Origin of the sequence: Pyxidicoccus sp. MSG2 (assembly GCF_026626705.1) — a bacterium.
Classification (GTDB): Bacteria; Myxococcota; Myxococcia; order Myxococcales; family Myxococcaceae; genus Myxococcus.
Window position 1 is genome coordinate 10,933,397 of sequence record NZ_JAPNKC010000001.1, and the last position, 22,758, is coordinate 10,956,154.

Genomic DNA, 22,758 nt, shown 5'->3' on the forward strand with positions numbered 1-22,758 from the left:
CACGAAAGGGACCTGCCGTCATGCGAAGGACCCCGCGGAACGCCGTGGTGGACGCGAGCGTGTTCCTGCCGTGCCTGCTGGCGCTGTCCGCATGTGCTCCCACGGTGGAGGTGCCCGACGATGCCGCCGCCTGCGAGGGCCTGCGGTGCACGGCGGGCCAGTGCTTTTCCAACGCGGGCCAGCCCATGTGCCGCTGCGGCGACTGGGAGCGGACCGCCGGGATGCCGTGCCAGGTGGCCAGCTTCGAGCAGCCCGATGACCACGGCGGCTCACCCGGGGACGCCACGGTGCTACTCCCGCCGGTGGGGCCCGTGGAGGGGCGCATCAGCGCCAGCCGGCGGGAAGGCCAGGTGGACCTGGACCTCTTCGCCTTCACCTCCGAGGCGCGGCACGTCTACGCCTTCCAGTTCGAGAGCACGCAGCTCAGGTCCGGCGGCGTGCGCCTGCTGGACGCCTCGGGGAGGGTGGTCGTCGGCTTCCTCGACACCTTCGTCCGGGACGGCTTGCGGACCGCCGCGCGGGTCGCCAGCCTGGACGCGGGCACCTGGTACGTGGAGGTCTTCGGCAACGGGGAGACGGGCACGTACATGTACCAACTCACGGACCTGGGCCGGGACGACCATGGTGACACCTTCGCGGAGGCCACCCCGCTCCAGGACGTCCCCCCGCGGCCCTTCACCGTGACGCACGCGTTTCAGGAGGACCGGGACCTCTTCACCTTCCGCGCCGCCCGGCTCCACGGCTATCGCTTCCACTGCGAGCGGCCACGCCGCTCCCCCGTGCCGGAGTCGGAAACCCTGGCACTCCGGCTCCTTGCGGCCTCGGGCGAGTTGGTGGACGAGGCCAGCGGTAGGGATGGAGTGCTGGTGGCCGTGGGTATGGAGGCGCCGGTGGAGGATGACTACTTCGTGGAGGTGCGTGCCCAGGACGTTCCCTTCCTGGCGACGAGCACCTGTGGGTTCGAGGACCTGGGCGTGGACGAACACTCGGACTGGCCGGCCGGCGCCACGCCCCTGGCCCCCGGCGTCCCCGTGCGCGTGGTGCTCCAGTCGGACGAGGACCGGGACGTGTTTTCCTTCACCGGAGAGGAGGGCCACGTCTACAGCCTGCTCACGGAGCCCCAGGGCTTCTGGGGCGCGCAGGTGCTGGACCTCCTGGGGCGGAGCTTGAGGAACGCCAACACCCGGGCGCTGACGTTCCAGCCGGAGGCCACAGGCCCGCTCTTCCTCGAGCTGAAGCCGCTGGAGCCCGCGGATCGCTCCTTCCAGCTCACCCTGGTGGACGTGGGACCGGACGCGAGCGCCGGGCCGCCGCCGATCCCCTGAACGTTCGGGTGCCGGTCATCGACGCAGGTAATGCAGCGAGGTGGCCGGCTCGCCATGTCCCAGCACGATGTGCCAGGCGTCGTCGTGCCACAGGGCCACGATACGCGTCGCGAGTGCGTCGACGGGCCATTCGTGGACCAGCGCCCAGCCCGTGGCGGTGCGTGCCAGCGCACTGATCATCACGCCGGCCCTGGCGCGTGTCAGCGCCAGCAGCCAGGGCTCGCCGCGCGGGCCATCCGCGAGTGCGAAGCCGATCACCGAGCCAAGCTTGCATTCGGCCGAGAGATTGCGCGGCGCGGTGCTGGCGTCGACCACCCACAGTTCGCTGGGGGGAATCAGCTTCGGTGCTGAATAACGCGACAGCGCCCAGAACGGCCGGTAGGGCGTGGCCATGCGTTGAAACGCGACGACGCGCAGCGCAGGGCGGTCCCACCACTGTGGCAGCGCCGCGTCGGACAGCAGGCCGGCTGGCGCGCCCTCCTCGGTCAGCAGCAGGGTCTGACCATCGGCGGTGTTGACGCTCATCGATGCCGTCGGAGCGCCCGGCGAGAAGCGTGGATTGAACAACCATTGCTTCGGCCCCAGGCTGTCCGCCACGTTCCACTGCTCACCGATGCCGAGCTGGATGCGCGCGTCCAGTTGCGGCCAGGGACCGACCGGACGAGCGGGACTGAACGTCGTCGTCGGCCCGGCGGGATCGAGCAAGGGTTCTAGGGCCGTGCGGGTCAGCTGCAGCGGAACGCCCAGATTGAGCTCGACCACGAAGCGCATGTCCGGACCGACGACACGCGCATCGACAGCACGAATGCTCGACTCCTCGTTCTCGATGCGCCGCAAGGGTGTGGCCAGCCCATCGGCTTCGAGGCGCGCGAACGTCAAGGTGCTGCGGTACTTGTGGCGATCGCGGTCGAACACGCCGAGGTGGACGTGGCGCTGATGGAGGAAGAGCCAGAAGCCGGCGACGAACTCGCCGAACTGGAACTCACCGAGCGGCCGAGGTGCATGCATCTTGGGATTCTCCTTGGCTCGCAGCATGCCCGCGTCCATCGCCAGGGTGCGGGATGCGAGCGACGCGTGCGCCAGACCCTACTGCCTCCGGGCCGGCGCGTCTCAGGACACGGGCCGCCGTGTCCTGGGGGCCGTGGCCCTTCCCTGGCGGTCGAGCAACCGCGAGATGAGCGCCGTCCGGGTCTGGACGCCGAAGCGGCGGTAGATGGACTTCGTGTAGTGGTTCACGGTGAAGCGGCTGATCTCGAGCCGGGCCGCGATTTCCTTGTCGCTGAGCCCGTGCAGGAGCAGCTCGAGTGTTTGGCGTTCGCGTGGCGCGATCTGCCCCATCAGGGCTTCATCCCCGGTGGGCACCGGTACGCTGAGCAATGCCGCGCATTCAGTAAGGGAGACCCGGGGCGTCTGGGAGATGTCGAGGTGGTGGCCTACCTGGCCCGGGCGGGCGCGGACCTGAGGCCGGACGCGCTCGGAGGCCCCTGAGCACCGGGCGGCCCCGTCAGTTGGCGGAGCCGCCCCGCATTCACCAGGTGAAATAGCAGGCGTTGGAGCAGTTCTAGCCGTTCACGCCAGGCCTCAGTACAGGTGCGGGTACACGCCTGCGTGGCCAAAGCCGATGATGTCGGCACGGCCGTCGCCGTTGATGTCCGCGGCGGTGCGCGGGTGGTACTCCACGCGCCAGCCTCCGGCGTTGTAGCCAAAGTCCGCCAGCCGCAACTGGGACGGGGCAAAGCCGGTGCCGGTGGACAGCGCGACCCGCACACCCCCATGGCTGAAGCCGATGATGTCGGCGCGGCCATCACCATTGACGTCCGCGGCGGTGCGCGGGTGCTGCTCCACACGCCAGCTCTGGTCGAAGCCGAAGTCCGCCAGCCACAGCTGGGACGGGGCAAAGCCGGTGCCGGTGGACAGCGCGACCCGCACCCCCGCGTGGCTGAAGCCGACGATGTCGGCGCGGCCATCACCGTTGACGTCCGCCAGGGTGCGTACGTGCTGCTCCACGCGCCAGGTCTGGTCGTAGCCGAAGTCCGCCAGCCAGAGCTGGGATGGGGCAAAGCCGGTGCCGGTGGACAGCGCGACCCGCACCCCCGCGTGGCCGAAGCCGACGATGTCGGCGCGGCCATCACCGTTGACGTCCGCCAGGGTGCGTACGTGCTGCTCCACGCGCCAGGTCTGGTCGTAGCCGAAGTCCGCCAGCCAGAGCCGCGTCGGGGCGAAACCGGTGCCGGTGGACAGCGCGACGTACACGCCCGGGTGGCCGAAGCCGACGATGTCGGCGCGGCCGTCACCGTTGACGTCCGCGGCGGTGCGCGGGTGGTACTCCACGCGCCAGGTCTGGTCGTAGCCGAAGTCCGCCAGCCAGAACTGGGATGGGGCAAAGCCGGTGCCGGTGGACAGCGCGACGCGCACACCCGCGTAGCTGAAGCCGATGATGTCGGCGCGACCATCGCCGTTGAGGTCCGCGGCGGTGCGCGGGTGGTGATCCACGCGCCAGCCTCCGGCGCCGTAGCCGAAGTCACGGATCCACAGCGCGTCGCCGTAGAGTTGGATGACGCCCGCGATGTCAGTCGCGCTCAGCTGCCCGTTCCCGTTCCAGTTCGGGTTGCAGTAGTTCATCACCGACTGGAGGTCCCAGGCGCCAATCATCAGGTTGCCATTGGAGCCCTGCGGCGGCTCGGTGCAGGTGGACGGCCGGTCCGGGCGGTTGTGCTCGTGAGCGAAGCCGAGCGCATGGCCAAACTCGTGCACCGCGATGGTGCGGATGCAGTACTCCCGCTGGGACTGGCAGGACGGGCTCCAGTTGGCGAAGGTGAAGTTGAGCTCCATACCGTTGATGAAGCCATTCAGCCGCCTGCCGAGCTGCTTCACGTGAGGCCCCGTGTCCGCAATCAGGATGCGGATGCCGCTGGAGGTCGAGGTGCACGTGCCCCAGCCGATGAAGTCGACCGCCGAGACACTCCCCCAGGTGCTTTCCGTCGCACTCTGCACCCAGCCGCGCTCGGTGGCGTTCGCGGCCGTCGGGTTCTCCCAGCAGACGCTGATGGTCGGAGAGCTCCAGAGCGACGTGTTGTCCACGTAGAGCTCACTCGAGTCCGTCGCGACGGACGACTCCTGTGAAGCGGAGGGAGCGGCTTGCTCGCCGGGGCCACATCCCGCGATGAGGAGGGCTCCCGAGAACGCCAGGAGGAACGGCAGGGCTTTACAGGTCGAAGTTCTCCGCACGGGGCTCTCGCTTGTCTGGACCGGGACGGTCCGGCCTGGAAGCGAGATAAGCAGAAAAACAAGTACTCCTTGCATAAGTAGAATATGAACAATGCGTGACGGCGGAGCGTCAGCTCGCGCGTCACCTTGGCGCCGGTCGGCTCCAGCCGGATGGAAGGCCCGACCGGCTCTTGGGCTTTGCCCGGAGCCAGTTCCGTGTGAACGGCTCAGCGCAGGAGCGTGGCGGGACTCGTCGGCATGGCGAGCGGGAGCACGTGGACGCCGCGCTGAGGCCTCAGTAGCCGTCGCAGCGTCCCGTGCATTACTCCGCCGTCGATTTCTTCGTGCAGGAGCCGCCTGTGCAGTTCGTACCGGAGCAGCTGTATGACGAACAGGTTCCGCCGAAGGCGTCGCAGCCCGTGCCGCCGCAGCTCAGGCCAGAGCATGTGAGCGTGCACTCCACGGCGACCTGCAACTGGCTGCCCTGGTCATCCGTCACCAGGTATCGCGCCGTTGAGACCTTCTGCTGTCTCAAGGATTGGCGTGTCTCTACCTCGCCGAGCTGCTCGTATCGGACGTTCCCGCGTTCCAGCCAGACCTTGAGCCGAGGCTCGGTGGCATCCGTGACGGTCTTGCCGTCACACTGTCCGGGCTCGGCCCACGCGCCTGCGCCCACCAGCAGGGGGATGATCAGCAACCAGTTCTTGAGGCGCAGCATGGCAGGATTACTCCGCAGTCGACTTCTTCGAGCAGGAACCGCCAGTGCATCCGGAACCGAAGCATGAGTAGGAAGAACAGCCTCCACTCCAGGCATCGCAGCCACTGGGACTGCAGCTCAAGCCAGAGCACGTGAGTGTGCACTCCACGGAGACCTGCAACTGGTTGCCCTGGTCATCCGTCACCAGGTACCGCGCCGTGGAGACCTTGGGCTGCCTCAAGGACTGACGTGTCTCCACCTCGCCAAGCTGCTCGTATCGAACATTCCCACGCTCCAGCCAGGCCTTGAGCTGAGGCTCGGTGACGTCCGTGACGGTCTTTCCGTCGCACTTCCCCTGGTCAGGTGCAGCCTGCGGAGTTGGCTCCTCGGCCTGCGCACCCACACCCGCCAGCAGGGGAACGATCAGCAACCAGCCCTTGAGACACTTCATGGATGAGTCTCCGCGTCATGGTGTTTGCAGCGATTGAGGATAATACACGTTTTGCGAGGATGGCGATAGCTTTGCTGCGATTCTTCACGGGCAACTTGCTGGGGTCTGCAACCGCAAATCAGAACGCGTAGCTATGCGCCCAGAGCCGTGTCACATGACCGCGCTGCCCCGGGCGGCCCGTCTCTGCGCGGGTGAGGCCCCCGGGTGTGGTCTGCTCACTCGGGTGGACCTCGTCGGCGGAGCGACCTCGGCCGGAGCGGTGGACCCCGGGGGCTACGCGCGCTCGCTCGGAGTGCACCAGTCCGCGGCCCGGGCGCTGGAGGACGCTTCACGCTGAGGGGCTTCGCTATGACTCGGGGCTCGGGCCACCCGCCGAAGGACAGCTGGGGTACCTGTCGCTGGTGAGGGGATTTGTTATCATTGCAGGTGCAACACCGATACTCCCCACAAGGAGCACGCCATGACGCTGTCCCGTTGGGTCGTTGGGCTGTCCGCGTTGGTTGTCAGCGCTTGCGGTGGACCGGCCACCCAGGAGTCAGGGGAAGGGGAGCCCGCGGCCGCGGTGAGTACGGTGGAACAGCGGCAAGAGGAGCCCGGTGGGGGCACGCGGTATGGCCAGCACAGGACCTACTACAGCAGCGCGGCCAAGACGACCTGGGTGGGGGCCTGGCACTACGACTGCAATGGGTACGTCACGCAGTCGGGCCAGGTGACTCCCTACTATACGGATACGTCTTTCATCTGCCCGTAGGCGGGGCTGAGTCTTTCCGTGTCCGAGGGTCCCGGTGCTCGCGGACGGCGCGGCGCCGGGGTCAGCGGTGGCGTGTGCCACGCGCATCGCGTGGGGGGCGCAACCCGTCGATGAACATCTCGGTGAGGCGTGGAATGCGCTTCGTTCCCGACGAGTCCTGCGCGGCGGAGAGCGAAATCGCCATCGCCATGCACACCACATCGTCCAGGCGGATGTCGCCGCGAACCTCGTCCGCGCGCTGCGCTGCTTCCAGCAGGCGCTGTCCCTCTGCGGTCGTCGCGTGACACCCCTCGGTGCCACTTCGCAGGACGATGCCCAGTGACGCCGCGAGCCCCTGGTAGATGCCCGCGTAGTGCACGAGCTCCTCCAGGAACACGCGCAGGGCTTCCAGCGCGGACAAGGACGCCGAGCGCTCGCGGCTGTGCTTCGCGAGCGTCAGGAACCGCTCGTCGCACGTCGCACCGAGGAGCGCCTCGCGCGTCGGGAAGTGTCGGTAGAGCGTTCCAATGCCGACCTCCGCCCGCTTCGCCAAGTCATTGAGCGACGCGTCCGCGCCGCGCTCGGAGAACACGGCGTCGGCCGCCGCGAGCAGCCGGTCGCGATTGCGCCTCGCGTCCGCGCGCATGGCGCCGCCTGTCTTGTCGTCCGACGCATTTCTCGGGAGCTTCGCTGCCACTTGAAAAACGGAGCATAGCTCCGTATTTAAACGGAGCAACCCTCCGTTTATTGAAAGAAAGGCAGGCCGTGATGGCGACCCAGGGCAAACGCGTGCTGGTGCTTGGAGCGACGGGACAACAGGGGGGCGCGACGGCGCGCGCGTTGCGCAAGGACGGCTGGAGCGTCCGCGCGCTCGTGCGAGACCCTTCGAGCGCGAAGGCCCGGGCGCTGGAAGGGAAGGGTGTGGAGCTGGTGCGCGGTGACCTGGGGGACCGCGCGTCGCTCGACCGCGCGCTCGTGGGTGCGTACGGTGTCTTCAGCATCCAGCCGAGCTCGGGTCAGCCGCAGTACGGCGTCAGTGACGACGACGAGTTCCGCTTCGGAGTGGGTGTCGTGGAGGCGGCGAAGGCCGCGGGCGTCGAGCACTTCGTCTACACGTCGATGGCGGGCCTGCGCCCCGGCACGGGTGTGGGCCACTTCGAAAGCAAGTGGAGGATCGAGGAACACGTCCGCGCGAGCGGCCTCCGCGCGACCATCGTGCGGCCGTCGGCGTTCATGGAGCTCCTGCTCGAGCCGCATTTCGGACTGGCGCAGCGCGCACTCCGGTTCTTCGTGCGGCCGGACCGCACGATGCAGTTCATCGCGAGCGACGACATCGGCGTGCTCGTCGCCCGGGTGTTCGCGGAGCCCCGCGCGCACGCCGGAACCACCCTGGAGCTCGCGGGGGACGAGCTCACCGGGAACGAACTGGCGGAGAAGATTGGCCGGGCCACCCACGAGTCCATCTCCTACGCGCAGTTCCCTCCCGAGTTCCTGGCGCAGAGCGCGCTCTTGCGCCGCCTCGTCGAGCTTGTCGATGAAGGGATTGCGGTCGGGAACGCGGACGTCCCGGCGCTGCGGCGGCTTTCGCCGGAGCTCCTCACGTTCGATACGTGGCTGGAGCGCGGGGGCGCGGCGGAGATCCGGGCCCGCTTCGCGGCCTAGCTCGCTCCGCGTGGCATACGCGTCCCCGGTCCGCTCCACGGAGCCGCGTCCCTGCACGGGCCCTGGCGGTCGAATGAACCCGGCCTCGTACGTTCTTCTTCTGCCAGGAGCGACAGTCAGGTGGCCTCCACGACCCGGGATCTGGCAAAGCGAGGGGAGACCGTGTTCGACCATGCCTCAAGGTTGTTCCGCGTCACGCTCTGCGCCGGAGCCTTGCTGGCCATGGCCTGCATGCCCGAGGAGCCCCCTCCCTGGGAAAAGGGCCCGCCGGGCGCGCCAGCTTGCACGGACACGCCTGGATGGACGGCAACTGGCTCGATGACCCAGGCGCGTGAGGCGCATACCCTCACCGCGCTCGCCGACGGGCGCGTCCTGGCCGTGGGCGGCCTCTACGGTGATGGCACCGCGACGGCCGCCGTCGACCGCTACGACCCCGGCACGGGTGCCTGGACCAGCGTCGCGTCCCTCCCTTCTCCGCGCTGGTCCCACGTCGCCGTCCTCCTCCCGGACGGAAAGGTGCTGGTCGCTGGCGGCTTCGATGGCACGGACGCCATCACGTCCTCCGCCGTGCGCCATGACCCCGCCACGAACACCTGGTCCTCCATCGCACCGCTCGGGCGCTCGCGCGCCGGAGCCGCCGCGGCCGTGCTCGCGGATGGGCGTGTCCTCGTCATCGGCGGGACCAGCCAGAACCTCGACCCCGCGACGCCGCGAAGCGCCGAGGTGTATGACCCCGCCACGGGGACGTGGACGCCAACGGGGATGATGCTCCGGGCGCGCCCGGACTGGCACACGGCCACCGCGCTCGAGGACGGGCGCGTCCTCGTCACGGGTGGCGACGCCTCCTCCGGCTCCCAGAGCGAACTCTATGATCCGGCCACCAACTCCTTTGGCACTGCCCGTACGCCTGTCGTCACCGGGCGCACCGGCCACACCGCGACGAGGCTCCTGGACGGCCGCGTGCTCCTTGCCGGTGGAATGACCTCCTCCGGCGTCACCCCGCGCGCGGAGCTCTACGACCCGGGGAGTCATGTCTGGAGCGAGACGGGCAGCCTGTCCACGCCTCGGCGGGAGCATGTGGCCGTGCTCCAGGGGGACGGCTCGGTGCTGGTCGCCGCCGGCGTCGGAGATCGCACAGGGGATATCTGGGCCACCAGCGAAGTGTTCCATCCGCTCCAGGGCACCTGGAGCCCTGGCGCGAGCCTGTCCGAGCCGCTCGCGAACCCGAGCGCGGTCCGCCTTGCGAATGACCAGGTGCTGCTCTCCGGCGGCAAGAACCTGGGCGGCAAGCGGCCCATCGCCTCCCTCTCGGGGGGCACCTTCTGTCCCGTCACCAGCAGCGAGTACCAGTTCCCGCTCGAGACCGACCCGCGTGTCACGACGTTCCAGCAGGTGCAGTACCAGGCCCGCCTGTACCGTCCGGAGACGCTCACCCCAGGCAGGCGCTATCCGCTGGTGGTCTTCATCCACGGCCGCCACCCGCCCTGTGGCACGGGCTCGAACCCGCGAGTCGATGACAAGGGGTTCGTCACCGGGGCCTGCCCACCCGGCTACACCGAGGTCCCGAACCACGCGGGCTACGGCTACCTCGCCAATGAACTCGCTCGCCGGGGCATCCTCTCGCTGTCCGTGAACTGGAACCGCCTCTTCCAGCTCCCCGACTCCGACGCCGACGATGCGCTGTTTGTCGGCCCGCTGGTGCTTCAGCACCTGGTGAAGCTCACGCGCTGGCACGCCGGGCTCGAGCCCACACCGGCCTCGTTGGGAGTGAGCCTGGCCGGGCAGCTCGACTTCTCGAATGTCATCCTGGTTGGCCACTCACGTGGCGGCCCGATTTCCTTCTACGTGAGGGACCAGCTACCGGGCTGGTCCGGGCTCGCCGAGCCCGTGACGGTGAAGGGCCTCTTCTCCATTGGCGCGGTCGACGCGGACAGCGACTACCAGCGCCGCGAGCCTCGCAACACGGCGAGCGTGCTCCTCATCCCCATGTGCGACCGCGACGGCGGCTACACCTCGGTGGCGATGTTCGACCGGCTCCTGATGAAGCAGACGGCCTCGCCCGAGAGCAACCCGAAGTTCAAGGCGACCTACGCCGTGTGGGGCGCGAACCACAACTTCTACAACACCGAGTGGCAGCAGTCCGAGAGCCTCGGATGCAGCGGCCACCCAGCCCTCTTCGAGCCTGCCGCGATGGGCTCGGTGGTCCAGCGCCAGACGGCGGTGCGCGCGCTCGTCGCCTTCGCGCTCGGTACGCTCGGCCCCGCACCGGATGCCACGCTCGCCGGGCTGTTCGATCCGGCGACGTTCCGCGAGTCGGAGTGGCCGCGCATCGACCGTGGCTACATCGACGCGGCAAGCCCGACCTACAGCCGGGAGCTGGAGAACTTCTCCAGGCCCACGGGCACGAACATGAGTGGCGCCGCCAATGCCAGCGCCAACATCACCCTCACGCACATCCCGATAACGGGCCAGCCCGGCATGTTCGTCCACCCGGGGCCCTATTTCGGAGACCCGGGCCTCCGGTTCGCGCGCATCGGCTGGTCCGCGGCCGGCACGGGCACGTACTTCCAGTCCCACTTCTCGTCCCCCGGCACGGGTATCAACCTGAGCGGCTTCTCCACGCTGGACTTCCGCGTCGAGCGCGTGCCCGAGTCGGCGCTGAACAGCAGCACCTTCCCGACCTGGTTCGAGGTGCAGCTGGTGGGGCCGGGTGGGGCGCTGTCGAACCGGGTGCCGATGCTGTTCCGGGCAAGGCTGACCGAGCCCGTCGGCGCTGCCATGGTTCCGCTGCTGAAGTACCTCGCCTTGCTCCAGACGGTCCGCATCCCGCTCAGCAGCTTCACCGGCGTGCCACTGACGTCGGTGCGTGGCGTGCGCTTCACCTTCTCCGGCTCTCCGAGCGGTGAAATCTATCTCGCCGACCTCCGCGCCGGGCGGCCCGCGCCCTGATGGGACGGAGCCGCGGCTGCCGAGGCCCTCTCCGAATCTCACCCCTCGACTGAACTACAAGCTGTCGACACGCAGCTCGTAGGGACCGAGGCGCAGGGAACCGTCCAGGGCGGCAGGCAACACGCGGATGAGGACCGGCCCGGTGGTCTGTGGCCTGAGCGTGGTGCCGAGGGGCGAGGGAACGGGGAGCCCCGTGAGCGCGTCCACCGCCGAGTACCGGATGGTGAAGGTCGTGTCCAGCCGCAGGCGGTACTCCACACCCTGCTGGAGCGTGACGACGAAGACGTCCTCGTCGATGGCCGCCTCGAAGACTCCCGCCATGGCGCTGCCGAGCGTGAGCGGCGTGGCCTGCGCGGCCTGCCACGAATGGTCGTCGAGCACCACCTCCTCCAGCCGGATCGTGTACGTCTCGAGCCCGTCGATGGCGAGGCCCACCGTGCCGGAGGCCGAGACGTCGAAGATGAAGTCGTGCGGCAGGGGGGACTTCACGTCCCAGCCCATCCGGTGTCCATTCAGCAGGGTGACGTTGCAAAGGCCGATGTTGTTGCCCACCTCGGGCACGCAGACGAACCGGTAGAACCGCCCCGGCTCCGCTGGCAGGGAGAAGACGTCCCGGTCCTGGGTGCCCTGTCCCCGGCCGCTGACCGTCACTCCCTGCGTCAATGGCGTTGCGGTCTCCAGCGTGTCTCCGTGGTCGTCGAAGCCCAGGTTCTCCGCCTCGAAGGTGAAGTCGTTGGCGGCGCCCCGCACCTCGAGGAAGAAGGTGCCGGACGTCGCCAGGCGGTGGGAGATCAGCGCGGACGGAGTGCGGGCGCTCGCCAGCACCTGCCCGCTTGCGTCCAGGAGCCGCACTTCGTCCCGCAAGGCGTCCGACGGGGGAACACCCAGCCGGGCGAGGATGAACTGCCCGGCCTCGGCGGTGAAGGAGAAGACGTCCGCGTCCTGCGACGTCTCCACGCGCCCACCGAGCTTCACCGGGAGGGTGATGGGCGTGGCCTGCGCCAGGATGTCGCCGTGGACATCCGGTCCGCGGTCTTCCAGCGTGCAGGAGTAGGGGTGGGGCGCGAGCGCGCGAGTCAGGCCCTGGACCTGGACGGTGTAGCGCCCCGCCGCCGAAGCCAGCATCTCCGCGGGCGTGTGGTTGGGCGGGGAGGAGACGACCGCTCCGTCCGCGCTCCGCATCACCAGGGCCAGCGGGTAGGCGGCACCGGCGCGACTGGTGCAGGTGAAGCGGTAGCCGTGTGCCACCAGGGCGTCGAAGGCGAAGACGTCCACGTCGCCGGGCCCATGGAACTCGCCCTGGAGGACGGACCCGGCCTGAATCGGGGTGGCCTGCTCAGGGGTGTCCCCATGTTCGTCCACGTCGCCCAGATTGAACCGGAGCCGGTAGTCATGGACCCCGCTGCCGCGGAGCTCCACGCTGTGTACCCCGGCCTCGGTGGGGACGTAGACGGCCGGGTCGGAGGTGGTGAATTGCTGCAGCACCGCGCCCGAGGGCGCGACGACGCGGACCGTGCACTGCCGGCCCGCCGGGGCCTCGCAGCCCAGCAGGTAGTAGGCCTTCGGGGAGAGCTCCGCCTGGAAGACGTCGACATCGTCAGGCGCCTGGAACCAGCCCTCCTCCAGGGCAGAGGTTCCCAGCGGAGTCGCCTCCGCCGCCGTGTCGCCGTGGTCGTCATCGGTGACGTTCCGCAAGCGGCAGCGGTACTGGAGATTGAAGGGCCCGTCCTCCAGCGAAGGGGTGGACAGGGTGATGAGGTGGGGCCCGGACTCGGCCGTCAGGTAGGTGGAGTCCACCTGCGCTCCTTCCATCAGGAGCTCCCCCGAGGCGCTGGAGACGGTCCGCTGGAGGTAGGCTCCGCCACCGCCCTCCTGGGTGCAGGCCACCACGAGCCGCTGCCCCGCCTCCGCGTGGAAGGCGAAGACGTCGCGGTCCGACGTGGCCTGGAGGACGCCCTCGAAGGTGGCGTCATCTCCGCTGATGGGCGTGGCCGACTCCGCGAGGTCGCCATGGTCGTCCGGCAGGGGCTGGAGCTGGAGCGAGTAGTGGCCCGCGGACTCCCCACTGTGGGGTGCCAGCGCGATGATGTAGCGCCCCGCGCGAACGGGCCGGAAGCGGACATCGAACTGCTCGACGCCGTTGGAGCCATGCGAAGAGGCCTCATGGAAGGACAGGCCCTCCGCATCCGCCACAAACACGCTGCAGCCGGACATGTCCCGGCACGTGCCGGTCAGCTGGTAGAGGTGTTGCCCCGTGGCCTCGAAGTCGAAGTAGACGCTGCTCGCGTGGAATAGGTCTGACTCGAGGGTGGTGCCCTCGACCGGATCGCCGGTGGTCGGCAGCGGGATGAAGCTGGCGGGAAGCGCAATCCGCACCAGCGTCTGGGCGGGATTCGAGACGCAGGTGGGGACGACGCCGGTGAGGTCCTGACACGCCTCACCTTCGGGGCAGGTGAGCCGGCTGCATTCCGGGTAATAGGGGCGGCGCTCGTCCTTGCAGCCCGCCGCGAGCGACAGGGCGACGAACAGCAAGCACGACAACACACGGACAGACCTGGGATACGGCATGGCGGGCTGGGGTCCCCTCATTCCAGCAATGGGCGGGGGAAGCTATACCAGACCGCGCCGCCCGCTCAGTCCACCGTGAAGTACAGCACCACATCATCCGTGTCATCACCGAGCAGGCGTGATTCCAGCCTCAGGCCCTCACGCCAGCGCCGCGAGCGCGAGGACCTGGTCGCGCAGCCGCGGCCCGATTCGGACGAGCTGGGCGATGAGGGAAATCCAGCCGATGAGTCCCCGGGCCGCCGAGGCCACCAGCCCTATCACCAGGGACAGCACGGACGCGGCGAGCTGGAGCGCGAGCCCCACCCGCTCCATCCGCTTCAGCACCCCCTTCGCGGCGTCGATGCCGCCGTCGCCCAGCACCAGCAGGTCCGCGTCGCCGTCCGGCCGGAAGCGGCAGGCCGCGAGGGTGTTCGGCGTGCCCTCGCGCAGCTCGCCCTTCAGGTAGAGGCCGACGCCATCCACGAAGGCGGTGGCCGCCTTGCGGATGGTGGTCAGCACCTCGTTGGCCTTCTGGAAGAGCGCGCGGAAGACGTTCTTCACCAGCGTGACGGCGTAGTCGACGCCCCGCCGCACCAGGTCCACCAGGCCCTCGGCCAGCCGCTTCACCTGGCACCCCAGCCACCGCGCGGCGCGGCGGAGCCCGTCCCAGAGGAAGAACCCGGAGTTGGGCACGTCACGCGTCCAGTAGTCCTGCAGCGCGGGCTCGTTGGCCTTCACGAAGGCGGCCAGCTCCTCGGGCGACACCTCGGGCTCGCGCTGCTGGCGCGAGAACTCCTGGAGGGTTTCGAGCCGCAGCCGGTCCGTGAGCTGGCGCAGCGCGCTTTCGGACAGCGGCGTGGGAGCCACGTGTCGCCAGTGCACCTGGAGCGACTCCCGCATGGGCTTCTCCTGTACGGGCTTGCGGATGTCGCCAGTGGGGTAGCCGTTGAGCCACAGCTCGGCGCGAACGAGCCGCAGCAGGTAGCGCTTCGTCGCGTGCCACTCGGGCCGCTCGTTCAGCTCCAGGCCCTCCTCGAGCGCATCCTTGACCGCCTCCCCGCCCTCGGCCACGGCGTCCAGCTGCACGTCATGGTCGAACAGCAACGCGATGAGCTCCCTGTCCTTGCTGAGGTTCTGGAGCCCCTTCTCCTTGAGGCTGGCCGTGTCCGCCAACCCCAGCATGGAGACGACGGCGCGGAAACGGCTGAGAGGGATGGTCGTGTACTGGTCCACCGTGCTGTCCACGCGCTTGTTGTCCCGCATCCCGAGCACCGTGAGCCGGAGCTGCATGGCCCGCGTCAGCACGGGGTTGAGCCTGCCCTCGGGGGACACCCAACGGTCCACCTTGAAGGGCTGCTCCAGCGCGACGAGCTCCTGGAGCGCGTCCCAGGTGGGCGGGTCGATTCCCACGTTCCTGAGCAGCCCCGCCTCCTGCCGGAAGCGGTGCAGTGCCTTGAGGAGCTTGACGTCCATCTTCCCGCTATCGAGGTCCCCCACGTCGTCATAGCCCAGGCTGTCCAGGCGCGTGCGCACCGCGCGGACGCGCAGCTCGTACTCCTCCTGGGCCTGTCCCGGGACCACGGACGGGGGCAGCGGGGCCAGCCCCGCCGCGGCCTCGAGCCGGCGGAGGTTCTCCTCCAGCAGCGCGGCATCCTCCAGCCCATCCGCGCCCACCTGGAGCTGGACGCCCTGCGTGGCGGCGGGCAGCTTCGGCACCCCCGGGAACGCGAGCTTGAGCGTGTCCAGCTCCGGTGACGGGGGCATGGCGGCGGACTACTTCACCAGGTTCTTGATGGAGTCGGCGAAGAAGTCGGTGATGGCCTTGCGCGCCTGGAGGCTGCTGGTGATGGCCTGCTGGTGCAGCGCCAGCAGCTCGGCGATGCGCGGCAGGTCCTCGTTCGTCTGGAAGGTGTAGCTGTCCCCGTCGAAGTTGAGCTGGGTGGCCGCGACCAGCTTCACGTCGCCGTTCGTCTTCGCGCCCTTCTTCAGCCCATCCCAGTCGATGGCGCCCGCCGCGTTGATGGCGACGTCCACCTTGCCCGTATACGTGACGACCTCCAGCTTGCTGAGGTCATTCACCTGATTGCCGAGTTCCTGGATGGCGGCCTTGAGTCCCATGGTGTGCTCCCCCTCATGAGGTGAACGCGGGCGCCAGAAGGGCGCCACGTCCACGAGTAGACGGGGGAGTGGCCCGGCGAGTCAAACGCCCCCGCCAGATGAGCGCGGTGGCGCACCGTCAGCTCGAGGGGCGCTTTCTCCAATGGGCACCTTGACGTGCCCGTGAGGTCCTTCTCACGATGGAGGCACATCGAACGTGAGAGGGAGTCCCATGACGAAGCGTCTTGCGAAGCTGCTGTCGGTGCTGTCCGTCCTGCTGCTGCCCACCCTGGCCGCGGCGGAGGAGGTCTGGGTGGCGGAGACCCAGGCGACCTCGAGCGGGGGGAGCTACTACTCGTACTACCTCACGGTGAAGGTGGGGGTGTGGCCCGTGGCACCGGGCCACTCGGTGGGCATCGTGTACACGAATGACAACTGGAACACGACTCACCAGGTCGACCTGACCTGGCAGTACAACCAGTCCAACGCCTACGGGTCTCAGGATGAGCTCTGGCGCACGCCCACCTTGTATGTGAGTGACAGCGCGCCGGTGGAGTACGCGGTGTACGTGGACGACGCGTATGCAAACCGGACGTGGAACAACAACAACGGTCAGAACTTCCGGTTCAGCCGCATGTGAGCGGCTACGGCTGCGCCACGCCCAGCTCGTAGGCCTTGCGGATGGTCTGGGCACAGGCGCGTGACTTCTCGCCCTCCTCATCCCCGCCGAGCTGGCGACTGCGGGCCAGGAGCATGTACCGGTTCCTGGCGGCGTTCACCCAGGGATAGAAGCCGAACGCCCCCGCCGAGGAGTGGCCCGTCACTGTCCACACGCCACTGAGCGTCTCACCTTCAATCCAGTGTCCGAGCCCGTAGTACGCCTGGCCCGCCGCCGACCATGGCGTGTAGGACACGTCGGGGCCGCCCGGCCACGCTGGAACGGAGTCCACGGTCAGCTTGGAGGACAGCTCATACTGGTTGTTGATCAGCTTCATCAGGAAGACGCGGTAGTGCGCCGCGCTGCCTGAGAAGCCCCCGGCCACGGCGACGTCGCTGTCGGACTCCGGCAGCGTGGTGCCCAACTGGGCGTTGATCCAATCCATGACGCTCAACAGGCCCGTGCCCTTCCGCGCGCCGATGTCGTCCAGGGCCAGCTTCTGCATGTGCCCGCCGTTGTAGAAGTACCGGCCATTCTGGAGCGGGCGGTAGGAGACGTTCTTGTAGGTGGGTCCGTAGCAAGTCGAGACGGTCGTCCCGGCGTCCCCACACAAGGTGGTGTTCTCGTCGATGTAGCCGCTGGTGAAGTTGAGCCGCTTCTTCTCGTCCGTGCTGAGGTTCGCGTACCCCTTGGACTGCACGTAGGCACCCACGTACAGCCACTTGCTCGCGGACGCGATGGGCATCACCGTCGTGGCCGACACTCCGCTGCCTCGCGGGATGCCGTAGAGCAACCCCGCGCCATTGCCAATCTCCCAGTAGAAGTTCCCGAGCGGCTGGCAGCTCGCCGAGTTGTTGGCCGTATCCAACGCGGCCTGTTCGTACACCGTGAGGGCCGCACGGGACGTGCCCTGGGGTGCGTCCGCGCTGGGTTCGAGGGCGTCCTCCGTGGCCCCACAGCCGATGAGGCCCAGCACCAACAGCCCACACGCCGAGCCGCGCTTCGTCCTTCCGTGTCGCTTCATGCGGTGATTCCTCCGGGAAACCCTCGTGAACCCGGGAGGCGTCCAGAAGTTGCGCGAAGAATTGCCGCAACTCCTGGACGAGGCCTTCTAACGCGAGACGCCGCTCACCCGACGGCGCTCGCGACCCTGCCGCGCGAGGTCCCGGGCCACGGAGCCAGCTTCTCCTGCTCGTAGCGCTCGAGCAGGGCGCCGAGCGTCGCCGCCTTCTCCGCGACCTCTGCCTGGCGCTGGGGCGGCACCGTGGGCGCCAGCGCCGGGAAGGGGCCGTTGACGGCCAGCAGGTTGTGGGACTCCAGCGGGTCCGTCTGCAGGTCGTACAACTCCCACTGGTCGGCCTCCACGCCGTGAGGGTCGAAGTAGCGCGCCAGCTTCCAGGTGCCGCTTCGCACGCAGCGGATGTGGTTCGGCTGGCGCACCGGTCCCGGTGCCAACTCGGGCACCTGCCTGCCCGGGGGCAGCTTCCCGTCCGCTCCGGTGCGCAGCACCTCCACGACCTTGCAGAAGAAGGCGTAGTTCTCCAGGTCCTGGATGGAGTGCGGGTCCCCATCCGGCGGAAGCGGTTCGGTGATTTCGTCGTCCGTGGCGAAGAGCACACCCGCCCGCTCCGAGCCGTCCGGCTCGCGGACCACGCTGTCCTCGCCCTTCACCACCGGCGTCAGGTCGGTGCCCACGAACGGAGGCACCACCCGCTGCAGGCGCAGCTGCTCGCGGGCCATTTCCAGGTCCTTGCCCTGGACGCCCATGAGGCCCAGGAGCGTGGGCACCATGTCGACGTGGCTCGTCAGCGCCTCGACCTGCCGGGGTGCCAGGTCCGAGTTGAGGGAGGGGTGACGGAACACCACGGGCACGTGCAGCGCCTCCTGATAGGCCGCGTGCCACTTCTCCATCATCATGCCGTGGGCACCGCCGTACTCGCCGTGGTCCGACATGAAGACGACCAGGGTGTCCTCGTGCAGGCCCACCTCCTCGAGCGTCTCGAGCACGCGGGCGATGTGCCCATCCACCACCTGGTGCAGGTACGCGTAGTACTGCACGAAGGCGGCGACGGAGGCCTCCGGGTTCACCGTCAGCTGGAAGGGGATGTTGGAGGCGAGCGTGACGCCGAGCGCGACGGCCTCGGGATTCGCGGGCGTCTTGCCGGCCGCCACGAGTCCCCGCAGCGCGCCCATGCCCGTCTTCGCGGCGAGCCCGAGCCCGACCTTGTAGGAGTAGTCGAGCTGGCAGGACGGCTTGTCGGGCCCGAGGGGCATCGCGGCCGGGGGCGGTGGCCGGGCGCACGTCGCGTCCAGGCCGGCCGGGTTGAGCGGGTAGCGGAAGGTGCCGCCCGCGGGCGCGGTGGACAGCGTGTGCTTCGAGGGGATGGGCAGCGGACCCGCTGGCGGCGCGTCGGGGTCCAGGGTGCGCGGCAGGGCAGGGTAGGTGGCGATGTCGTGGGGATTGGCGAAGGACACCACCGCCATCCACGGGGCCTGCTGTGAGGGAGGCGAGGGCTGCAGGGGCGCCCTGTCGGTGGCAGCGGCCTGGACCCTGTCGACGCCGAGCGCCAGGGCCTTGCGCCTCAGGAAGGTGCAGGCCAGGTCGGCGCAACCGAAGTCCCGGTAGAAGGCCAGGTTGTTGGGGCTGGAGCCATGCGGCTCGGGGTAGCTGAGCTCCCAGTCCTCGAAGCCGTAGCGCATGAGTGAGCGCTCCGGCGGATTCGACACGTGCCACTTGCCGAAGTAGTGCGTGCGGTAGCCGGCGGCGCGGAACCAGTGGCCCAGCGTGGGGATGCCGTCGGGCCGCAGCCAGGGAAACGCGGCGGCGTCGCCGCTCTTGAACAGGCCATCCGTCTGCGTGACGCCCGTCCGCGTGCCGTACTGCCCCGTCATGATGGCCGTACGGCTGGGAATACAGGCCGAGGAGGCGATGGTGTGGTTGCGCAGCACGACGCCGTGCCGCTGCAGCTTCACGAAGCCCGGGAACATCGACGCGTAGGGGTTGTCCTCACGCAGGGGCTGGAAGCCGAGCAGCTCCTTGAGGGGCTCCGCGAAGCCTCCCTCCGGACCGTAGGGGAAGCGGGGGAACCGCATCTGGTCGACCATGATGACCAGGAGGTTCTTGGGAGGTGTGGCGGGCTTGTGACGCATGGGGACGGAGCCTCCAGGGCGGGGCACTACTCCAGCGGGAACGTGCGGCGTGAGGAGCATACGCCCGCGCCGCGCGCTTCCGCGAGGAGCCCCGTACCTCACCTGCATCTGCAATCCATGCCGCGATGTGTCTGGATTTGCCCCGGGAAGAGGAGCGGGGTGGGGTGCGGAGGTCAGTCCCGCCTGGACTGCACCGCGGCCGTGCCGCTCAGCCCCTGTCGCAGGAACGCGCGCCAGTCCTCGATGAGCTCCGGAGACACGTCATGTCCGAGGCCCGGGTAGGTGCGCAGGTCGATGGGCACGCCTCCCGCCTTCAGCGCCTCCACGCGCTCCACGGTCTTCCGCGCATCGATTATTGCGTCGGCTTCGCCCTGGAGCACCCGCACGCGGCTTGTCGCGGGCAGGGCCCGCGTGGGGTCTCCGAGCAGGCGCGAGCCCATGGGCACGGCGACGTCGACCAGCTCCGGGTAGCGGATGGCGAGGAACCACGCCAGGTCCCCTCCGTACGAGAACCCCGTCACGCCGACGTGACGAAGCTCGGGATGGGCGCGCCGTACTTCTCGGATGAGGTCCGCGACGCGCGCGGCCATCTGCTCCACGTCCGCGAGCTTCGCGGCTTCGTCCTTCTGCTCGTGACCGGGGGCGAACCAGGTGAAGCCCTCCCTGCGCGGTAGCGGCCCCTGGGGGAGCAGCACGCGGACAGGAGCGCCCCAGTCCTTCACGTACTCGTTCCAGAAAGCGGGCGTGCTCCCGGAGTAGTGCAGGGCGACGAGCAGCGCTTCGGGCTGCTCGCCACCGAGGGTGTACGTCTCGTGGACGAGCTGCTGCGACGTGTCCGCCGCCGTGGCCCCCGCCCGAGGGCCCGCGCACGCCAGCGACAGCGTCATCATCACGAAGGGAGCAGCGAGGCCAATGCGCTTCAGGGTGGAACCTCCAGACGGGAATGGGGCCCGGAGGATACGCGCAGGCGGGAGTCGGAGGCGCGGCCGTTGCCCGGCTTGGGCACGGAGGCCAGTCATGCTTTGACTCTTCGCCGCATGCCATTTCTGCTGACCCTGCCGGATGGCCGCCACGTCGCGCTGGAGAAGCCCGTGGTGTCCGTGGGCTCGGACCCCGCCTGTGACGTCGTCGTCACGGAGTCCGGGCTGAAGCCCAGCCATGCCCTGCTCTTCCGCGACGAGCGCGGCTGGACGGTGTCCGCCGCCAGCAAGGGCTGTGACGTGCGTGTGCGCGGCAAGCGCGTGGACGTCTCTCCGCTGTCCCCGGGTGAGGCCTTCGTCCTGGGACGGGCCACGCTCACCCTGGTCCGCTCCGACGATGCGCAGGCGGTGCCTCGTGCCGCGTCCGCGCCAGCACCGGGTGGACAGCTCCTGGCCGTGCTGACGGGCTTCGCCTCGCGGCTCCTCGTGCAGCGTCCCGCCGCGGAGCTGCTGGAGGTGACGATGCGCGGGCTCGCGGAGGTGACGGGCGCCGACGTGGGCTTCCTCGTGTCGGTGGAAGGGGAGCAGCGCCAGGTGCTGTGTGCCACCGGCCCGGTGCCCGAGGCCGCGGTGGTGGACAGCCTGGTGAATCAGGTGGTGGCCTCGGGCACGCCCGTGCTCGTGCAGGATGTGGCCTCGGACGCGGCGCTCGCCGGTGCGCCCAGCGTCGTGGCCCTGCGTCTCACCTCCGCGCTGGTGCTCCCCCTGCGCGTGGGCTCCGCGCCCCTGCGCGCCGTCTACCTGGGCCGGCGCCTGGGGAACGCTCCGTTCTCCGCCGTGCACCTGGAAGAGGCGATGGCCCTCTCCTCGCTGGCCGCGCTGCTGCTGGCCACCTCGCACGAGCTGACCGAGCTGCGCACGCGCGTGGACAACCTCACGCAGCGCATCTCCGCGGCCACCTTCGAGGGGCTCATCGGTGAGTCCCCCTCCATGCGCGAGCTCTACCGGAATGTGGAGCGCCTGGGGCCCACGTCCCTCCATGTGCTCATCCAGGGCGAGACGGGCACGGGCAAGGAGGAGGTGGCCAGGGCTCTCCACCGGCGGAGCGGGCGGCGCGGGCGGCTGGTCGCCATCAACTGCGCGGCGCTGCCCGAGTCCCTCATCGAGCGCGAGCTGTTCGGCCATGCGCGCGGCGCCTTCTCGGGCGCGGGGACGGACCGGGCAGGGCTGGTGGAGGCGGCGGACGGCGGCACGCTCTTCCTCGACGAAATCGGCGACATGCCCTTCGTCCTCCAGTCCCGGCTGCTGCGCGTCGTCCAGGAGCGCGAGGTGACGCGCCTGGGCGAGAGTCGCCCGCGCAAGGTCGACATGCGCGTCATCTCCGCCACGCACCAGCCCCTCAAGGCGCGCGTCGCGCAGGGCACCTTCCGCGAGGACCTGCTCTACCGGCTGGACGAGGTGCGCGTCGAGGTGCCACCGCTGCGCGAGCGCGGCGACGACGTGCTCCTCATCGCCCACCACGCGCTCAAGCAGGAGGGGCGGCGCGCGATGGGCTTCACGCAGAAGGCCACCGAGGCCCTGCGCGGCCATCCCTTCCCGGGCAACGTGCGCGAGTTGGTGTCGCGGGTGCGGCGCGCGGCCATCCTCGCTTCGGGAGAGCTCATCGGCGTCGAGGACCTGGAACTCGAAGCGGACCCGACGCCCCTGCTGCCGCTGGACGAGGCCCGCGAGGCCTTCGTGCAGCGCTACGTGCGCGAGGCCATCGCTCGCAACGGGGGCAGCAAGAAGGAGGCGGCGAAGGCGCTCGGCATCGGTCTGCGTTCGGTGTTCCGCCACCTGGGCGAGGAGGAGTGACGGACTGGCCTCGTGCCCACCACCCGAAGTACTCCTGGCCCCCGCATGCGTCCTTCCGCCCCGTGGTTCCTCGTGCCGCTCGCGCTGCTGACGGTGCTCGGCTGCCCGCTCGACATCCAGGTTCGGCCCGAGGAGGGGATTGACGCAGGCTGCCAGGGAGAGGACTGCGAGACGCTGTGCGTCGCGGACTCGGAGTGTCCGGAGTCACACCGTTGCGACGACTTCGAGGAGCGCTGTGTGCCGGGGCCACGCCTCACGGAGGAGTGCTCGGGCTTCAGCTCGTGCCAGGGGTTCGCCAGCTGCGAGGACGGCCGGTGCGAGCTGCGCTGCGTCTCTCATCGCTGCCCCCGGGGTTACCAATGTGGGCCGGACAAGGTCTGTGTCGAGACGTGCAGCGGGGGGCCGCCGGAGACCCTGGGCGATTTCTGTGACTCCTCCCTGGACTGCACCCGCTGCGGCTTCTGTGTGGATGCCGGGGGCTCAAAGCGATGCCACCAGCCGTGCGGCTCCG

General features: G+C 69.3%; 19 protein-coding genes. 7 read left to right on the top strand and 12 right to left on the bottom strand.

Annotated features, from left to right (window positions below):
* Nucleotides 1-20 precede the first annotated feature (20 nt).
* Entirely contained in the window at nt 21-1,325 is a 1,305-nt protein-coding gene (locus OV427_RS42400; protein WP_267861928.1) for a hypothetical protein, read from the top strand.
* Nucleotides 1,326-1,340: 15 nt separating this feature from the next.
* Here the strand turns inward: OV427_RS42400 and OV427_RS42405 are convergent, their stop codons facing one another.
* The 5 genes from OV427_RS42405 to OV427_RS42425 all read right to left on the bottom strand — a co-directional run bounded on the left by OV427_RS42405 (nt 1,341) and on the right by OV427_RS42425 (nt 5,680).
* Nucleotides 1,341-2,360: a hypothetical protein gene (locus OV427_RS42405; protein ID WP_267861929.1), complete on the bottom strand. Its 1,020-nt coding sequence runs from the start codon at nt 2,358-2,360 to the stop codon at nt 1,341-1,343.
* Nucleotides 2,361-2,435: 75 nt separating this feature from the next.
* Nucleotides 2,436-2,663 carry a response regulator transcription factor gene (locus tag OV427_RS42410; protein WP_267861930.1) on the bottom strand — a complete coding sequence of 76 codons (228 nt, stop codon included), beginning with the start codon at nt 2,661-2,663 and terminating at the stop codon, nt 2,436-2,438.
* A gap of 243 nt (nt 2,664-2,906) precedes the next feature.
* Nucleotides 2,907-4,553: an FG-GAP-like repeat-containing protein gene (locus OV427_RS42415; protein WP_267861931.1), complete on the bottom strand. Its 1,647-nt coding sequence runs from the start codon at nt 4,551-4,553 to the stop codon at nt 2,907-2,909.
* Nucleotides 4,554-4,854: 301 nt separating this feature from the next.
* Complete coding sequence (locus tag OV427_RS42420; protein WP_267861932.1) at nt 4,855-5,250, bottom strand: hypothetical protein; 396 nt, start codon at nt 5,248-5,250, stop codon at nt 4,855-4,857.
* Between the two features lie 7 nt (nt 5,251-5,257).
* Nucleotides 5,258-5,680, bottom strand: a complete 423-nt coding sequence (locus OV427_RS42425) for a hypothetical protein (RefSeq protein WP_267861933.1) — start codon at nt 5,678-5,680, stop codon at nt 5,258-5,260.
* 154 nt (nt 5,681-5,834) lie between these two features.
* Here OV427_RS42425 and OV427_RS42430 point away from each other — a divergent pair, with 154 nt between their 5' ends.
* On the top strand, nt 5,835-6,017 hold the full coding sequence (locus tag OV427_RS42430; protein ID WP_267861934.1) for a hypothetical protein: 183 nt from the start codon (nt 5,835-5,837) through the stop codon (nt 6,015-6,017).
* Nucleotides 6,018-6,140: 123 nt separating this feature from the next.
* On the top strand, nt 6,141-6,431 hold the full coding sequence (locus OV427_RS42435) for a DUF6289 family protein (RefSeq protein WP_267861935.1): 291 nt from the start codon (nt 6,141-6,143) through the stop codon (nt 6,429-6,431).
* A gap of 61 nt (nt 6,432-6,492) precedes the next feature.
* Here OV427_RS42435 and OV427_RS42440 read toward each other — a convergent pair whose 3' ends face one another.
* A complete protein-coding gene (locus OV427_RS42440) occupies nt 6,493-7,056 on the bottom strand; it encodes a TetR/AcrR family transcriptional regulator (protein ID WP_267861936.1) in 564 nt (187 codons plus the stop codon).
* A gap of 122 nt (nt 7,057-7,178) precedes the next feature.
* On the opposite strand from OV427_RS42440, the gene OV427_RS42445 reads away from it, so the two are divergent.
* Together OV427_RS42445 and OV427_RS42450 are read left to right on the top strand one after the other, a co-directional pair.
* Nucleotides 7,179-8,072 (top strand): NmrA/HSCARG family protein, encoded by an 894-nt coding sequence (locus OV427_RS42445; RefSeq protein ID WP_267863562.1) that lies wholly within the window; start codon nt 7,179-7,181, stop codon nt 8,070-8,072.
* Nucleotides 8,073-8,390: 318 nt separating this feature from the next.
* Nucleotides 8,391-11,021 (top strand): kelch repeat-containing protein, encoded by a 2,631-nt coding sequence (locus OV427_RS42450; RefSeq protein WP_267861937.1) that lies wholly within the window; start codon nt 8,391-8,393, stop codon nt 11,019-11,021.
* A gap of 54 nt (nt 11,022-11,075) precedes the next feature.
* Here the strand turns inward: OV427_RS42450 and OV427_RS42455 are convergent, their stop codons facing one another.
* From OV427_RS42455 to OV427_RS42465, 3 genes are all read right to left on the bottom strand, one after another.
* A complete protein-coding gene (locus tag OV427_RS42455; RefSeq protein ID WP_267861938.1) occupies nt 11,076-13,553 on the bottom strand; it encodes a hypothetical protein in 2,478 nt (825 codons plus the stop codon).
* 174 nt (nt 13,554-13,727) lie between these two features.
* Nucleotides 13,728-15,332, bottom strand: a complete 1,605-nt coding sequence (locus tag OV427_RS42460; RefSeq protein ID WP_267861939.1) for a hypothetical protein — start codon at nt 15,330-15,332, stop codon at nt 13,728-13,730.
* Nucleotides 15,333-15,341: 9 nt separating this feature from the next.
* On the bottom strand, nt 15,342-15,686 hold the full coding sequence (locus OV427_RS42465; protein ID WP_267861940.1) for a hypothetical protein: 345 nt from the start codon (nt 15,684-15,686) through the stop codon (nt 15,342-15,344).
* Nucleotides 15,687-15,897: 211 nt separating this feature from the next.
* Here OV427_RS42465 and OV427_RS42470 point away from each other — a divergent pair, with 211 nt between their 5' ends.
* A complete protein-coding gene (locus OV427_RS42470; RefSeq protein ID WP_267861941.1) occupies nt 15,898-16,305 on the top strand; it encodes a hypothetical protein in 408 nt (135 codons plus the stop codon).
* Between the two features lie 4 nt (nt 16,306-16,309).
* Here OV427_RS42470 and OV427_RS42475 read toward each other — a convergent pair whose 3' ends face one another.
* From OV427_RS42475 to OV427_RS42485, 3 genes are all read right to left on the bottom strand, one after another.
* A complete protein-coding gene (locus OV427_RS42475; protein ID WP_267861942.1) occupies nt 16,310-17,347 on the bottom strand; it encodes a hypothetical protein in 1,038 nt (345 codons plus the stop codon).
* 104 nt (nt 17,348-17,451) lie between these two features.
* On the bottom strand, nt 17,452-19,473 hold the full coding sequence (locus OV427_RS42480) for a sulfatase-like hydrolase/transferase (protein WP_267861943.1): 2,022 nt from the start codon (nt 19,471-19,473) through the stop codon (nt 17,452-17,454).
* A gap of 173 nt (nt 19,474-19,646) precedes the next feature.
* A complete protein-coding gene (locus OV427_RS42485; protein ID WP_267861944.1) occupies nt 19,647-20,363 on the bottom strand; it encodes an alpha/beta hydrolase in 717 nt (238 codons plus the stop codon).
* A gap of 147 nt (nt 20,364-20,510) precedes the next feature.
* Here OV427_RS42485 and OV427_RS42490 point away from each other — a divergent pair, with 147 nt between their 5' ends.
* Nucleotides 20,511-22,247, top strand: coding sequence for a sigma 54-interacting transcriptional regulator (locus OV427_RS42490; protein WP_267861945.1), 1,737 nt, complete (start codon nt 20,511-20,513; stop codon nt 22,245-22,247).
* The last annotated feature ends 511 nt before the right edge of the window (nt 22,248-22,758 follow it).

Excerpts from the sequence above, each read along its gene's own strand:
- OV427_RS42400 (WP_267861928.1), top strand. The coding sequence starts at position 21 with ATGCGAAGGACCCCGCGGAACGCCGTGGTGGACGCGAGCGTGTTCCTG.
- OV427_RS42405 (WP_267861929.1), bottom strand. The coding sequence starts at position 2,360 with ATGCTGCGAGCCAAGGAGAATCCCAAGATGCATGCACCTCGGCCGCTC.
- OV427_RS42410 (WP_267861930.1), bottom strand. The coding sequence starts at position 2,663 with ATGGGGCAGATCGCGCCACGCGAACGCCAAACACTCGAGCTGCTCCTG.
- OV427_RS42475 (WP_267861942.1), bottom strand. The coding sequence starts at position 17,347 with ATGAAGCGACACGGAAGGACGAAGCGCGGCTCGGCGTGTGGGCTGTTG.
- OV427_RS42440 (WP_267861936.1), bottom strand. The coding sequence starts at position 7,056 with ATGCGCGCGGACGCGAGGCGCAATCGCGACCGGCTGCTCGCGGCGGCC.
- OV427_RS42465 (WP_267861940.1), bottom strand. The coding sequence starts at position 15,686 with ATGGGACTCAAGGCCGCCATCCAGGAACTCGGCAATCAGGTGAATGAC.
- OV427_RS42460 (WP_267861939.1), bottom strand. The coding sequence starts at position 15,332 with ATGCCCCCGTCACCGGAGCTGGACACGCTCAAGCTCGCGTTCCCGGGG.
- OV427_RS42490 (WP_267861945.1), top strand. The coding sequence starts at position 20,511 with ATGCCATTTCTGCTGACCCTGCCGGATGGCCGCCACGTCGCGCTGGAG.
- OV427_RS42480 (WP_267861943.1), bottom strand. The coding sequence starts at position 19,473 with ATGCGTCACAAGCCCGCCACACCTCCCAAGAACCTCCTGGTCATCATG.
- OV427_RS42430 (WP_267861934.1), top strand. The coding sequence starts at position 5,835 with ATGACCGCGCTGCCCCGGGCGGCCCGTCTCTGCGCGGGTGAGGCCCCC.
- OV427_RS42450 (WP_267861937.1), top strand. The coding sequence starts at position 8,391 with ATGACCCAGGCGCGTGAGGCGCATACCCTCACCGCGCTCGCCGACGGG.
- OV427_RS42470 (WP_267861941.1), top strand. The coding sequence starts at position 15,898 with ATGACGAAGCGTCTTGCGAAGCTGCTGTCGGTGCTGTCCGTCCTGCTG.
- OV427_RS42485 (WP_267861944.1), bottom strand. The coding sequence starts at position 20,363 with ATGATGACGCTGTCGCTGGCGTGCGCGGGCCCTCGGGCGGGGGCCACG.
- OV427_RS42445 (WP_267863562.1), top strand. The coding sequence starts at position 7,179 with ATGGCGACCCAGGGCAAACGCGTGCTGGTGCTTGGAGCGACGGGACAA.
- OV427_RS42425 (WP_267861933.1), bottom strand. The coding sequence starts at position 5,680 with ATGAAGTGTCTCAAGGGCTGGTTGCTGATCGTTCCCCTGCTGGCGGGT.
- OV427_RS42420 (WP_267861932.1), bottom strand. The coding sequence starts at position 5,250 with ATGCTGCGCCTCAAGAACTGGTTGCTGATCATCCCCCTGCTGGTGGGC.
- OV427_RS42435 (WP_267861935.1), top strand. The coding sequence starts at position 6,141 with ATGACGCTGTCCCGTTGGGTCGTTGGGCTGTCCGCGTTGGTTGTCAGC.